The organism is Kitasatospora cineracea (genome assembly GCF_003751605.1).
GTDB lineage: Bacteria > Actinomycetota > Actinomycetes > Streptomycetales > Streptomycetaceae > Kitasatospora > Kitasatospora cineracea.
In genome coordinates, this window is record NZ_RJVJ01000001.1 from 2,745,174 (window position 1) to 2,759,473 (window position 14,300).

General features: G+C 72.9%; 10 protein-coding genes. 5 read left to right on the forward strand and 5 right to left on the reverse strand.

Annotation, left to right across the window (positions count from 1 at the left end):
• Positions 1 to 130: 130 nt before the first annotated feature.
• Complete coding sequence (gene dapD, locus EDD39_RS12600; RefSeq protein WP_123555638.1) at positions 131 to 1,120, reverse strand: 2,3,4,5-tetrahydropyridine-2,6-dicarboxylate N-succinyltransferase; 990 nt, start codon at positions 1,118 to 1,120, stop codon at positions 131 to 133.
• Between the two features lie 101 nt (positions 1,121 to 1,221).
• Between dapD and EDD39_RS12605 the strand changes: the two genes are divergently transcribed.
• The 3 genes from EDD39_RS12605 to argF all read left to right on the forward strand — a co-directional run bounded on the left by EDD39_RS12605 (position 1,222) and on the right by argF (position 6,792).
• Complete coding sequence (locus tag EDD39_RS12605) at positions 1,222 to 3,012, forward strand: 3' terminal RNA ribose 2'-O-methyltransferase Hen1 (protein ID WP_123555640.1); 1,791 nt, start codon at positions 1,222 to 1,224, stop codon at positions 3,010 to 3,012.
• Positions 3,009 to 5,612 (forward strand): polynucleotide kinase-phosphatase, encoded by a 2,604-nt coding sequence (locus EDD39_RS12610; RefSeq protein WP_123555642.1) that lies wholly within the window; start codon positions 3,009 to 3,011, stop codon positions 5,610 to 5,612. The genes EDD39_RS12605 and EDD39_RS12610 overlap by 4 nt, the downstream gene beginning before the upstream one ends.
• Before the next feature lie 178 nt (positions 5,613 to 5,790).
• Positions 5,791 to 6,792, forward strand: coding sequence for an ornithine carbamoyltransferase (argF, locus tag EDD39_RS12615; protein WP_123555644.1), 1,002 nt, complete (start codon positions 5,791 to 5,793; stop codon positions 6,790 to 6,792).
• 22 nt (positions 6,793 to 6,814) lie between these two features.
• Here the strand turns inward: argF and EDD39_RS12620 are convergent, their stop codons facing one another.
• The 4 genes from EDD39_RS12620 to EDD39_RS12635 all read right to left on the reverse strand — a co-directional run bounded on the left by EDD39_RS12620 (position 6,815) and on the right by EDD39_RS12635 (position 9,632).
• Positions 6,815 to 7,390, reverse strand: a complete 576-nt coding sequence (locus EDD39_RS12620) for a superoxide dismutase family protein (RefSeq protein WP_123555646.1) — start codon at positions 7,388 to 7,390, stop codon at positions 6,815 to 6,817.
• Positions 7,391 to 7,633: 243 nt separating this feature from the next.
• Positions 7,634 to 8,038 (reverse strand): type II toxin-antitoxin system VapC family toxin, encoded by a 405-nt coding sequence (locus tag EDD39_RS12625; RefSeq protein ID WP_123555648.1) that lies wholly within the window; start codon positions 8,036 to 8,038, stop codon positions 7,634 to 7,636.
• A 48-nt stretch (positions 8,039 to 8,086) separates the two neighbouring features.
• Positions 8,087 to 9,010, reverse strand: coding sequence for a hypothetical protein (locus EDD39_RS12630; RefSeq protein ID WP_123555650.1), 924 nt, complete (start codon positions 9,008 to 9,010; stop codon positions 8,087 to 8,089).
• Positions 9,011 to 9,110: 100 nt separating this feature from the next.
• Entirely contained in the window at positions 9,111 to 9,632 is a 522-nt protein-coding gene (locus tag EDD39_RS12635) for a SigE family RNA polymerase sigma factor (protein ID WP_123555652.1), read from the reverse strand.
• A gap of 353 nt (positions 9,633 to 9,985) precedes the next feature.
• On the opposite strand from EDD39_RS12635, the gene acnA reads away from it, so the two are divergent.
• Together acnA and EDD39_RS12645 are read left to right on the forward strand one after the other, a co-directional pair.
• Positions 9,986 to 12,646, forward strand: coding sequence for an aconitate hydratase AcnA (gene acnA, locus EDD39_RS12640; RefSeq protein ID WP_123555654.1), 2,661 nt, complete (start codon positions 9,986 to 9,988; stop codon positions 12,644 to 12,646).
• Between the two features lie 168 nt (positions 12,647 to 12,814).
• Positions 12,815 to 14,146 (forward strand): glycoside hydrolase family 18 protein, encoded by a 1,332-nt coding sequence (locus EDD39_RS12645; RefSeq protein ID WP_123555656.1) that lies wholly within the window; start codon positions 12,815 to 12,817, stop codon positions 14,144 to 14,146.
• Positions 14,147 to 14,300: the final 154 nt, after the last annotated feature.

Below are 14,300 nucleotides of genomic sequence, written 5' to 3' on the forward strand. Positions count from 1 at the left end.
AGTTTGCGGGGCCCGCCCCCGCTGGGCTACGGCGCCGGGCGGGAGCGAGGCGGGTCCGGCGGGCCCGCCGCCGGCCGGGCCGCTGGGGAGCAGGAACCCGGCCGACGGGCGAACACCACCTGACAGGAGGTCAGTTGTGCGAGTGCAGATCCGCGTTCAGACCGCCCCACGAACCGGAGCGGGCGATCACCTCGACCGCGCCCGACTGCGAGTTGCGGCGGAACAGCAGGTTGTCCTGGCCGGACAGCTCCACGGCCTTGGCCACCGAGCCGTCCGGCGTGGTGACCCGGGTGCCGGCGGTGACGTACAGGCCGGCCTCGACCACGCAGTCGTTGCCGAGCGAGATGCCGATGCCCGCGTTGGCGCCCAGCAGGCAGCGCTCGCCCACCGAGACGACCTGCTTGCCGCCGCCGGAGAGGGTGCCCATGATCGAGGAGCCGCCGCCGACGTCGCTGTGGTCGCCGACCACCACGCCCGCGCTGATCCGGCCCTCGACCATCGAGGTGCCCAGGGTGCCCGCGTTGAAGTTGACGAAGCCCTCGTGCATCACCGTGGTGCCCTCGGCCAGGTGCGCGCCCAGGCGCACCCGGTCGGCGTGGGCGATCCGGACGCCGGCCGGCGCCACGTAGTCGGTCATCCGGGGGAACTTGTCGATGCCGTACAGGGCCAGCTGCCCGCCTTCGGCGCGCACCGCCAGCCGGGCCCGCTCCACGTTGGCGACCGGGGTCGGGCCGATCGACGTCCAGGCGACGTTCGCCAGCAGGCCGAAGATGCCGTCCAGGCTCTGGCCGTGCGGCTTCACCAGACGGGAGGAGAGCAGGTGCAGCCGCAGGTAGACGTCGTGCGCGTCCAACGGCTTCTCGTCCAGCGAGGAGATCACGGTGCGCACCGCCACCACCTCGACGTCGCGCCGGGCGTCGGTGCGGAGCGCCTCGGCGGCGCCCGGGCCGAGCGCCAGCTCGGCCTCCTCGGCGCTCAGCCGGACGGTGCCGGACGGGCCGGGAGCGGCGGCCAGCTCGGGCGCGGGGAACCAGGTGTCGAGGACGGTGCCGTCGGCCGCGATGGTCGCCAGGCCGGCGGCCACCGCGCCGCTTGCGGGGGAGGAGGTTTCAGCAGTCACATCCCGCACCGTAACCAATCGGGCCGAGGGCTGACCAACACGCTCACCGGACGGACAAAACCTGGTGCCCCCGAACAGGCCCGCGGGCCATACTCGGCCGGGTGTTCGTATCGATCTCCACCACCGGCACTGCCGAGAACCCCGCCTCCGACCTGGGCTTCCTGCTGCACAAGCACCCCGACAAGGTGCAGCGGTTCGCCACCGCGCACGGCACGGCACACGTCTTCTACCCCGAGGCCGGGGAGCAGGCGTGCACCGCCGCGCTGCTGCTGGAAATCGACCCCACCGCGCTGCTCCGCCAAGGCCGCGGCAAGGGCCGGTCCGGCTCGCCCGACCTCGCGCTCGCCCAGTACGTCAACGACCGCCCGTACGCCGCCTCCTCGCTGCTCGCGGTGGCGCTGCGCACGGTCTACCGGTCCGCGATGAAGGGCGAGTGCGCGCACCGGCCCGAACTGCCCGGCCGGGCGCTGCCGCTGCGGATCGCGCTGCCCGCCGTCCCGGTGGCCGGCGGCGAGGGCCCCGGGCTGGTGGACCGGCTGTTCGCCCCGCTGGGCTGGCAGGTCGACGCGCGGCCCGTCCCGCTGGACGAGTCTTTCCCCGAGTGGGGCGACTCCCGGTACGTGCGGCTCGAACTGACCGGCACCCTGCGGCTCGCCGACGCGCTGCAGCACCTCTACGTGCTGCTGCCGGTCCTCGACGGGTCCAAGCACTACTGGGTCGCCCCCGACGAGGTCGACAAGCTGCTCGCGGCCGGCCAGGGCTGGCTCGCCGACCACCCCGAACGGGCCCTGATCATCCGCCGCTACCTCTCCCGCCGCTGGTCGCTGACCAGGCTCGCCACGGAGCGCCTGGCGCTGGCCCGGCTGGCCGAGGCCGACGACCGCGAGGCCGAGGAGATCGACAACGCGGTGCCGGACGTCCCGGATGTTTCGGACGCTCCGGGGACCGCGGACGCTCCGGGGACCGCGGACACCGCAGATGCCACGACTGCCACGGCTACCGCTGAGGAGGTGAACGCCACCGGACCGACCGGGTCGGCCGGACCGATCGCGGTGGTGGCCGAGGCCGCCGGTGCTGCGGAGGGCGGCCGGGAGCGCGGGGAGTCGCTCGCCGCGCAGCGGCGGACGGCGATCCTGGCGGCGCTGGCCCGCACCGGCGCGGCCCGGGTGCTCGACCTGGGCTGCGGGCAGGGCGAGTTGGTGGGCGCGCTGCTCAAGGAACCGCGGGTGACCGAGGTGCTCGGGGTGGACGTGTCCTCCCTCGCGCTGACGATCGCCGCCCGCCGACTGCGGTTGGACCGGCTGCCGGAGCGTCAGGCCCGCCGGGTGAAGCTGGTCCAGGGTGCGCTGACGTACACCGACGCCCGGTTGAAGGGCTATGACGCGGCGGTGCTGTGCGAGGTCATCGAGCACCTCGACCTGCCCCGGCTGCCCGCGCTGGAGTACGCCGTGTTCGGCGCGGCCCGGCCCGGCTCGGTCGTGGTCACCACCCCGAACGCCGAGTACAACGTCCGCTGGGAGACCCTGCCCGCCGGGCACAAGCGGCACGACGACCACCGCTTCGAGTGGGGCCGCGCCGAGTTCGCGGCCTGGACGGAGCAGGTCGCGGCCGACTACGGCTACACCGTCGAGCTGGAGCCGGTCGGCCCGGTCGACCCCGAGGTCGGCGCACCCACCCAGCTCGCGCACTTCCGCCTCGCCGAACCCGCCACCACCGAACCCGCTGCCACCACCGAATCCACTGCCACCGAATCCACTGCCACCACCGAACCGGCTGCCACCGAATCCACTGCCACCATCGAACCCGTCACCACCGGACCCGACGCCGCTGGACCCGCTGTCACCGGCACCCCGTCGCACGACCACGCCCCGGAAGGGAGCGCCCACCGATGACCACCGAAACCCCGGAGCCGACCCCTGCCCGGGCCGGCCGCCGACTGCCCGTCACCGACGTCTCGCTGGTGGTGCTGATCGGCAGCACCGGCTCCGGCAAGTCCAGCTTCGCCCGCAGGCACTTCAAGCCCACCGAGGTGGTCTCCTCCGACTTCTGCCGGGGGCTGGTCGCCGACGACGAGAACGACCAGTCCGCCTCCGCCGACGCCTTCGACGTGCTGCACTACATCGTCGGCAAGCGGCTCGCGGCGGGCCGGCTCACCGTGGTCGACGCCACCAACGTCCAGCAGGAGAGCCGCCGCCAGCTGCTCGCCATCGCCCGGGAGCACGACGTGCTGCCGATCGCCATCGTGCTGGACGTCCCGGCCGAGGTGTGCGCCGAGCGCAACCGGGCCAGGCCGGACCGGCAGCTGCCGGCGCACGTGATCCCCCGTCACCAGCGCGAGCTGCGCCGCTCGCTGCGCGGACTGGAGCGCGAGGGCTTCCGCAAGGTGCACGTGCTGCGCGGCGTCGAGGAGGTCGAGCGCGCCGAGATCGTCCCGGAGAAGCGGTACAACGACCTGCGGCACCTGACCGGCCCGTTCGACATCGTCGGCGACATCCACGGCTGCCGCTCCGAGCTGGAGACCCTGCTCGGCCGGCTCGGCTACCGGATCGCCCGCGACGAGCAGGGCCGCGCCGTGGACGCCGCGCACCCCGAGGGCCGCACCGCGGTCTTCGTCGGCGACCTGGTCGACCGCGGCCCGGACACCCCGGGCGTGCTGCGCCTGGTGATGGGCATGGTCGAGACCGGCCACGCCCTCTGCGTCCCCGGCAACCACGAGAACAAGCTCGGCCGCTGGATGGGCGGCCGCAAGGTCACCGTCTCGCACGGCCTGCAGGAGTCGATCGACCAGCTGTCCGCCGAGAGCGACGAGTTCCGGGCCCGGGTGCGGGAGTTCATGCGCGGCCTGGTCAGCCACTACCTGCTGGACGGCGGCGCGCTGGTGGTCTGCCACGCCGGCCTGCCGGAGAAGTACCACGGCCGCGCCTCCGGCCGGGTCCGCTCGCACGCGCTGTACGGCGACACCACCGGCGAGACCGACGAGTACGGCCTGCCGGTGCGCTACCCGTGGGCCGAGGAGTACCGCGGCCGCGCCCTGGTGGTCTACGGCCACACCCCGGTGCCGGTGGCGAGCTTCCTCAACAACACCATCTGCCTGGACACCGGCTGCGTGTTCGGCGGCAGCCTGACCGCGTTGCGCTACCCGGAGCGGGAGATCGTCGCCGTCCCGGCCGAGCAGGAGTGGTACGAGCCGGTCCGCCCGATGCATACCGACGCGCCCGGCGGCCGCGAGGGCCGTCCGCTCGACCTGGCCGACGTGGCCGGCCGCCGGGTGGTGGAGACCGCCCGGTTCGGCAACGTCGCCGTCCGGGAGGAGAACGCCGCCGCCGCGCTGGAGGTGATGAGCCGCTTCGCGCTCGACCCGAGGCTGCTCGCCTACCTGCCGCCCACCATGGCCCCCTCGCCGACCTCCCGGCGCGAGGGCCTGCTGGAGCACCCCGAGGAGGCGTTCTTCGCCTACCGGCACGACGGGGTGCAGCAGGTGGTCTGCGAGGAGAAGCACATGGGCTCGCGGGCCGTCGTCCTGGTCGCCCGGGACGGGGCCGCCCTGGAGAAGCGCTTCGGCCTGCCCGGCCCCGGCGCGATCTGGACCAGGACCGGCCGCGCCTTCCTCAACGACCAGCAGCTCACCGGGGCGATCCTCGACCGGCTGCGGGCCGCCGCCGAGGACGCCGGCCTGTTCGACGAACTCGACACCGGCTGGCTGCTGCTGGACGCCGAACTGCTGCCCTGGTCGCTCAAGGCGGTCGAACTGCTGCGCCGCCAGTACGCCGCCGTCGGCGCGGCCGCCGGGGCCGCCCTGCCCGCCGCGCTCGACGCCCTCGCCCGGGCCGCCGACCGCGGGATGGACGTGGCGGAGCTGACGGTCCGCCAGCAGGAGCGGGCCGAGGACGCCCGGTCCTTCACCGAGGCGTACCGGCGCTACTGCTGGCCGACCGAGGGCCTCGAAGGCATCCGGCTGGCCCCGTTCCAGCTGCTCGCCGCCGAGGGTGCCAACCTGGCGCTGCGCCCGCACACCGAGCACCTCGCCCTGATCGACCGGCTGGTGGAGGCCGACCGGCTGGCCGCCGACCGGGCGGCCGCGGAGCCGGTGCTGCACGGCACCGGGCGGCTGCTGGTCGACACCGGGGACGAGTCCTCGGTCGCCGCCGCCGTCGCCTGGTGGGAGGAGCTGACCGGGGCCGGCGGCGAGGGCATGGTGGTCAAGCCGGTCGACCCGCTGCACCGGGACGGCTCCGGGCGGCTGGTCCAGCCCGGGCTGAAGGTCCGCGGCCGCGAGTACCTGCGGATCATCTACGGCCCGGACTACACCCGGCACTTGGACCGGCTGCGCCAGCGCTCGCTCGGCCACAAGCGCTCGCTCGCCCTGCGCGAGCACGCGCTCGGCCTGGAGTCGCTGGACCGGCTGGCGGCCGGCGAGCCGCTGTGGCGGGTGCACGAGGCGGTGTTCGCGGTGCTGGCCCTGGAGTCCGAACCGGTCGACCCCCGGCTCTGACCCCGCAGCGATCCGGGCCCCGGACAACTCGGGGCCCGGGACGGCCCAGACGGCTCGGCCGGCCCAGAGCGGGCCGTCCGAGTCCCGGCAACGCGTCGGCCATCACAGCGTTGCATGAATATTCGAATCCTCGTATACACTTCCCGTCTCAGTCCGCTGATCGACCCAGGAGACCGGTATGGCGTTCAACCTCCGGAACAGGCACTTCCTCAAGGAGCTCGACTTCACTCCCCAGGAGTTCCGCCACCTGGTCGACCTGGCGGCCCAGCTGAAGGCCGCTAAGTACGCGGGCACCGAGCAGCCCCGGCTGCGCGGCAAGAACATCGCGCTGATCTTCGCCAAGACCTCCACCCGCACCCGCTGCGCCTTCGAGGTGGCCGCCCACGACCAGGGCGCCTCCACCACCTACCTGGACCCGGCCGGGTCGCAGATGGGGCACAAGGAGTCGATCAAGGACACCGCGCGGGTGCTGGGCCGGATGTTCGACGGCATCGAGTACCGCGGCGACGGGCAGGAGATCGTCGAGGAGCTGGCCTCGCACGCGGGCGTCCCGGTCTGGAACGGCCTGACCGATGAGTGGCACCCGACCCAGATGCTGGCCGACGTGCTCACCATCCAGGAGCACTCCGGCAAGCCGCTGAACGAGACCACCCTGGTCTACCTCGGCGACGCCCGCTTCAACATGGGCAACTCGATCCTGGTCACCGGCGCGCTGCTGGGCATGGACATCCGGATCGTGGCGCCCGCCTCGCTCTGGCCCGCCGAGGAGGTCCGCAAGGCGGCCGAGTCGCTGGCCGGGGCCAGCGGAGCCCGGATCACCCTCACCGAGGACGTGGCGGCCGGCGTCGCGGGGGCGGACTTCCTCTACACCGACGTCTGGGTGTCGATGGGCGAGCCCAAGGAGGTCTGGGCCGAGCGGATCGCGCTGCTGAAGCCCTACCAGGTCTCGATGGACACGGTGCGCGCCACCGGGAACCCGGCGGTCAAGTTCCTGCACTGCCTGCCCGCGTTCCACGACCTCGGCACCGAGGTCGGCCGGCAGATGCACGAGCTCACCGGCATGTCGGAGCTGGAGTGCACCGACGAACTGTTCGAGTCGGCGCACTCCGTGGTCTTCGACCAGGCCGAGAACCGGCTGCACACCATCAAGGCCGTGATGGTGGCGACCCTCGGGTCCTGAAGGGTCTCGGGTCCTGAGGGCCTCAGAAGTCGACGTCCACGCAGGCCGCCCGGTCGGCCGCGGCGTGCGGACCGGCGGGCGTGCCCGCGTGCAGCACCAGCGAGTGCGCCTCGTCGGGCCGGAACTCCCAGGGGACGGCCGCCGAGGCGGTGCCGGACCCGTCCGGGGCGGTGCGCACGGTCATCCGCACCTCATTGTTGGCACCGTCCGACCCGGCCACCTGCTGGTAGTGCGGCCCGGAGGACGCCGGGTCGGAGCCGCAGCGCCCGGTGTGCACGTGCGCGGGGAACTCGTGCGCACCGGCCACCCCGGCGAGTTCCAGCGTGACGGAGGTGTGCCCGGCCGCGCGGCCGACCGTGACCCGCACCTGCGAGCCGTACGGCACCAGGTCGGGTGCGTGGGTGATCGCCCGGGCCGGGACGAAGCCGTCCGCCCGGTCGAACCGGGTGTCCACCACCCGGTCGGTCCCGGGAGCGCCGGAGGCCCCGGAGGCACCGGCCGGTCCGGGAACGCCGGCCGGGCCCTGGGCGGCGGGCGGACCGATCGGCAGCAGGGCGAGCGGCACCAGCAGCGCACCGGCAGCGGAGGACAGGGGCATCGCGGACCTTCCGACGGGCCGTCAGGGAGAACAACACCCGACACGGTGGCCGCCCCCGCCCCGCCGCGCACGCCGCCGTGCCGCACCGCCACCCGCAGTCACCCGTACGGGAACCGGCACTCGAACAGCGCCGCTACGGCCAGCCGTCCCGTCCCCGCCGACTCGACGCGCCCCACCCCGACCCACCCCTACCCGGGCCGTTCCGCCGCCCGGTCGGCCGCCGCCCGGTCGGCCGCCGGGCGGTCAGCCCGTCGCCGTGATGCCGCGGATCTCGCAGCGCGGGCCGCTGGCGCGCATCAGGCGCAGGTCGGCGGTGATCAGCGGGGCGTGGTGGTGCTCGGCGACCGCGACGTAGGCGGCGTCGTCCGGGGTCAGGTTGTCCTTGAGCTCCCAGATCCGGCCGAGCAGCGGGGCGACCTCCACCTTGCGGATGGCGAGTCCGGGCAGCCGGCGGGTCAGGGCGGCGACCTCTTCGGCCGTCAGTTCCTTGGCGAGGTACAGCCCGCGCAGCGACTGCATCACCTCGATCACCACGTGCTCGGGCGCCACCCACTCGGGGTCGGCGGCCAGCGCGGCCCGGGCGGCGTCGCCCCGGGGGCCCCGGTCGGCGAGCGACAGCACCACTGCGGAAGCGTCCACCACGATCATTCGGCTCACGCTAGTCCGTTCGCCCCCGCCGCCCCGCCACGGGGGTGCTCATCCGCCGCGGACCGGGCCCGCCGGGCCGCCCGCCCCGCCATCCGCCGCGTTCGGCGGCCGGGTGGCGGAAGGGGCGGCGGACGGGAAGGCGGAGGGACCGGTGGCGGCGGGCGGGCTCGCGTCGGCCGTCAGGGCCCGCTGCCGGGCGGACTCCCGGGCGGACTCCCGGGCCCGCTCCTCCTCGGTGCCGGGCAGCGCGGTCAGTCCGGCGGCGGCCTTGGCGAGCCGGTCGCGGTCCAACGGCGGGTCGCCGCCCTCCGGGCCGGTGGCGGTCAGGACGGTCCGGACGCCGCGGTGGTCGAGCAGGTCCGCCCGGTAAGCGGTCCGGTGCTGCTGGTCGGAGAGCGCGAGGAGCACGCCGTCGGTGTCCTTGCCGGTGACCGGGGCGCACTCCTCGGTGTCCCGGTGGTCGCGGCAGTCGTAGCTCTCGCCGGTGTCCCGCGACGCCCCGCCGGGCTGCTGCACGCGCACTTCGACCGTCCCGGCGTCCGCGCCGGAGGCGGTGCGGAACCGGGCCCGGACGGTGTCGGTCCGCGTGCCGTCGGCGGTCGAGCCCTCCTCGCTCCAGCCGTCGAGGACCAGGTCCGGGACGAACACCAGCAGCCGGTCGAGCACCACGGGCCTGGCCTTGGTGACCGAGGGCGCGGGGACGGCGGACGGCCCACCGGATCCGGGCCCAAGTCCGGGTCCGGGCCCGGCGGCCGCCACCGCGGACGGCCCGGGGCCCGCGCCGGGGCGCAGCAGCAGCCCGCCGCCCACCGCGAGCGCGGCGACGGCGGCGACCGCCCCGGCCAGCGCGAGCCGCCGCCGCACCCGGATGGCCCGCCCCTCGGCGGTGGCCCCGGCGACCAGCGGACCGAGGTCGGGCGCGCTGCCACCGACCGCCCGCACGAAGACGTCGCTCAGCTCCTGCTCGGGCATCGGGAGGTTTCTCGCTTTCTGAGGGCCGGTGCGGTCGGTGCGGATCGGTGCGGTCAACGCAGCCGGCACGGCGGTGCGGCCGGTGCGGCGGTCGGTGCGGTCACGGCACCAGGCTGTCCAGGTGCGGGGCGAGCTGGCGGCGCAGCCTGGTCAGGGCGCGCAGGGCGCGGACCCGGACGGTGCCGGGGGAGAGTTGGAGTTCGGCGGCGGTCTCGTCGACGCTCCGGTCCTCCCAGTAGCGCAGCACCAGCACCGCCCGGTCCTTGGGTGGCAGTTCGGCGAGCGCGGCGAGCAGGGCGACCCGCAGCGCGGGGTCGTGGTCGGGTGCGGCCTGCTCGGGGACGTCGTGGAGCACGGGGAGTTCGGCGCTGCGGCGCAGCCGCCGGTGCGAGAGGTAGCAGCGGACCAGCACGGTGCGGGCGTACGCGGCGGGGCTCTCGGCGTGCTTGACCCGGTGCCAGGAGGCGTAGATCCGGGCGAGGGCGGTCTGGGTGAGGTCCTCGGCGAGGTGCCAGTCGCCGCACAGCAGCAGAGCGGTGCGGAACAGCGCGGCGCCCCGGGTGTGCGCGAACTCCTCGAACTCGCGCCGCTCCTCGGCGGCCCTGCGTCGTCCCACCACCACCCGCGCGCTCCCGTCCGTCGTCCGCCGTCCCGGGGGAAGAGACGCGCGAGGGGGCGGGTTGCGTTGCGTCCCGGTCGTGCGCGGGGGGCGGGGAGGTGCACCCTGGTGGGGAACCGCGGTGGGGAACCGCGGTGGGGCGAGCCGGTGGAGTGCAGGCGGACCCCATGCACTATGGTTTATCTCGACATCGAGATACATTCCGCGTTACGCTTTATCTTGACGTCAAGATACTTGCCGAGAGGCGCAGGGCCTCCAGGAGAGGCGCAGGCCCCCATCCTCGGCTCGGGTAAGCGGCGGCAGTCAGGTTAGCTAAGGCTTACCTTATCACCGGGTGGACCAAGAAGGAGTCAGTCGTGTCCGCGAACAGCTTCGACGCCCGCAGCTCGCTGCAGGTGGGCGACGAGTCGTACGAGATCTTCAAGCTCTCCGCCGTCGAGGGTGCCGAGCGGCTGCCGTACAGCCTCAAGGTCCTGCTGGAGAACCTGCTCCGCACCGAGGACGGCGCCAACATCACCGCCGACCACATCCGCGCCCTGGGCGGCTGGGACCCGACGGCCGAGCCGTCCGAGGAGATCCAGTTCACCCCGGCGCGCGTGATCATGCAGGACTTCACCGGCGTGCCCTGCGTGGTCGACCTGGCCACCATGCGCGAGGCCGTGAAGGAGCTGGGCGGCGACCCGTCCAAGATCAACCCGCTGGCGCCGGCCGAGCTGGTCATCGACCACTCCGTCATCGCCGACAAGTTCGGCACCCCGGACGCCTTCGTCCAGAACGTCGAGATCGAGTACGGCCGCAACAAGGAGCGCTACCAGTTCCTGCGCTGGGGCCAGACCGCGTTCGACGAGTTCAAGGTCGTCCCGCCCGGCACCGGCATCGTCCACCAGGTCAACATCGAGCACCTGGCCCGCACCGTCATGGTCCGCAACGGCCAGGCGTACCCCGACACCTGCGTCGGCACCGACTCGCACACCACCATGGTCAACGGCCTGGGCGTGCTGGGCTGGGGCGTCGGCGGCATCGAGGCCGAGGCCGCGATGCTCGGCCAGCCGGTCTCGATGCTGATCCCGCGCGTGGTCGGCTTCAAGCTGAACGGCCAGCTCCCGGCCGGCACCACCGCCACCGACCTGGTGCTCACCATCACCGAGATGCTGCGCAAGCACGGTGTGGTCGGCAAGTTCGTCGAGTTCTACGGCGAGGGCGTCACCGCGATCCCGCTGGCGAACCGCGCCACCATCGGCAACATGTCGCCGGAGTTCGGCTCGACCTGCGCGATCTTCCCGATCGACGCCGAGACCATCAACTACCTGAAGCTCACCGGCCGCGACGAGCAGCAGCTCGCCCTGGTCGAGGCGTACGCCAAGGAGCAGGGCCTCTGGCACGACCCGTCGGTCGAGCCGGTCTACTCCGAGTACCTCGAGCTGGACGTCTCCACCGTCGTCCCGTCGATCTCCGGCCCGAAGCGCCCGCAGGACCGGGTGATCCTGGCCGAGGCCGCCACCAAGTTCGCCGAGGCGCTGCCGACCTACTCGGCCGAGGCCTCGAAGCCGACCACCGTCACCTCCCCCGACGGCTCGACCTACGAGATCGACAACGGCGCGGTCGTGATCGCCTCGATCACCTCCTGCACCAACACCTCCAACCCCTCCGTCATGCTGGGCGCCGCCCTGCTGGCGAAGAAGGCCGTGGAGAAGGGCCTGCGCGTCAAGCCCTGGGTCAAGACCACCCTGGCGCCCGGCTCCAAGGTCGTCATGGACTACTACGAGAAGGCCGGCCTGCTCCCGTACATGGAGAAGCTGGGCTTCAACCTGGTCGGCTACGGCTGCGTCACCTGCATCGGCAACTCGGGCCCGCTGCCCGAGGAGGTCTCCGCCGCGGTGAACGAGTCCGACCTCGCGGTCGTCTCGGTGCTCTCCGGCAACCGCAACTTCGAGGGCCGGATCAACCCGGACGTCAAGATGAACTACCTGGCCTCCCCGCCGCTGGTGGTCGCCTACGCCCTGGCCGGCAACATGAACGTCGACATCACCCGCGACGCCCTGGGCCAGGACGCCGACGGCAACGACGTCTTCCTCGCCGACATCTGGCCGTCCGAGCAGGAGGTCGCCGACACCGTCGCCGGCTCCATCGACGAGGCGATGTTCGACAAGGGCTACCAGGACGTCTTCGCCGGCGACCACCGCTGGCAGTCGCTCCCGGTCCCGACCGGCAACACCTTCGAGTGGGACGCGGAGTCGACCTACGTCCGCAAGCCCCCGTACTTCGAGGGCATGGCCACCACCCCGAGCCCGGTGACCGACATCTCCGGCGCCCGCGTGCTGGCCAAGCTGGGCGACTCGGTCACCACCGACCACATCTCCCCGGCCGGCAACATCAAGCCGGGCACCCCGGCGGCGCAGTACCTCACCGAGCACGGTGTGGAGAAGCGCGACTTCAACTCGTACGGCTCGCGCCGCGGCAACCACGAGGTGATGATCCGCGGCACCTTCGCCAACATCCGCCTGCGCAACCAGATCGCGCCGGGCACCGAGGGCGGCTACACCCGCGACTTCACCCAGGCCGACGGCCCGGTGTCGTTCATCTACGACGCCTCGCAGAACTACCAGGCCGCGGGCACCCCGCTCGTCGTCCTGGCGGGCAAGGAGTACGGCTCCGGCTCGTCCCGCGACTGGGCGGCCAAGGGCACCGCGCTGCTCGGCGTCAAGGCCGTCATCGCCGAGTCCTACGAGCGCATCCACCGCTCGAACCTGATCGGCATGGGCGTCCTGCCGCTGCAGTTCCCGGCCGGCGAGAACGCCGACTCGCTGGGCCTGACCGGCGAGGAGACCTTCGAGTTCACCGGTGTCACCGAGCTGAACGAGGGCCGCACCCCGAAGACCGTCAAGGTCAAGGCCGTTGGCCCGGCGGGCGCGAGCACCGAGTTCGACGCGGTGGTGCGCATCGACACCCCCGGTGAGGCGGACTACTACCGCAACGGCGGCATCCTGCAGTACGTGCTGCGCAGCCTGATCGGCTGATCCGGCCGTAGCAAGGAGGCCGTACCGTCCCGCGAGGGGCGGTGCGGCCTTCGCCGTTCCCCGGCGCGGATCTCGCCGTTCCCCTTGTGCGGGGACCGCCGAGTGGACTAAACCTCTCCACAGCACATGGTCCATACCAATTGACGCTGAATCGGAGAGATTCACGGAATGACCAGACGCAGCTCCGCCGCACTCCTCGTCGCGGCCACGCTCGGCGCCCTGCTCGTCTCGCCCGCCGCCGCCCAGGCCCACGGGAACGACGACCGCGGGAGGGACCACCGGCTGGAGGGCCAGCGGGTCGGCTACTTCACCCAGTGGGGCATCTACAGCGGCTTCACCGCCAAGAAGGTCCAGGACAGCGGCCAGGCCGGCAAGCTGACCGTGATCAACTACGCCTTCGGCAACGTCTCCGCGGACGGCACCTGCTTCGAGGCCAACGGGGCCGGGGTGGGCGACGCCTGGGCCGACTACCAGCGCCCGGTGGGCGCCGAGGAGTCGGTGGACGGCGTGGCCGACACCGCCGACCAGCCGCTCAAGGGCAACTTCAACCAGCTCCGCAAGCTCAAGGCGGAGAACCCGCAACTGCGCGCGGTGGTCTCGCTGGGCGGCTGGAGCTGGTCCAAGTACTTCTCGGACGCGGCGCTCACCGACGCCTCCCGGAAGAAGTTCGTCTCCTCCTGTATCGACCTGTACCTCAAGGGGAACCTGCCGCAGCTGGGCTCCGCCGAGGGCGGCGCGGGCGCGGGCGCCGGGGTGTTCGACGGCATCGACATCGACTGGGAGTACCCGGGCGGCGGCGGTGACGGCGGCAACGTGGTGCGGCCCGAGGACGGGAGGAACTACACCCTGCTGATGCAGGAGTTCCGCCGCCAGCTGGACGCGCTGTCCGGCAGGAAGGGCCCGCACTACCTGCTCACCGCGGCGGTCCCGGCCGGCGAGTCGAAGATCGACCAGCTCGAGGTGAAGAAGGTCGCCAAGTCGGTGGACTGGCTGAACCTGATGACCTACGACCTGCACGGCCCGTGGGAGGCCCAGGGGCCGACCAACCACGACGCCAACCTGTACGCGGACCGGGCCGACGCCTCCGGGCAGCAGCTCGGCGTCGACCGGGTGGTGCGGACCTACCTGGACCGCGGCCTGCCCGCGAAGAAGGCCGTGGTGGGCGTCCCGTTCTACGGCTACGGCTGGACGGGCGTGCCGGCCGGCCCGAAGGGCAACGGCCTGTACCAGTCCGCCACCGGCCTGGCCCGGGGCGGCAACCTGCCCTACAACCAGATCAAGGACCTGCCGGGCACGGTCTTCACCGACCGCGCGCACGGCGCGACCTGGAAGTACGACGGCACCGAGTTCTGGACGTACGACACCCCGGACCTGCTGACTCGCAAGGCCCGTTACGTCGAGCAGAACGACCTGGGCGGCGTGATGGCCTGGTCGCTGGACAACGACGACGCCCGGGGCAGCCTGGTCGCCGCCCTGGACAAGGGCCTCCAGGAGGACTGACCGCCGTCGGGCGGTTCCGTGCGCAGCTTCGCACATCACGGTTCGATCGCCGTGTTGCGCGAAGCTGCGCATTTCTATGTTCTTGCGAGCATCAACGCGCTAGATTCCGGTGCATGCCTGGCGCGGACACGCAATCTGCAGGGTCCCTGCACAT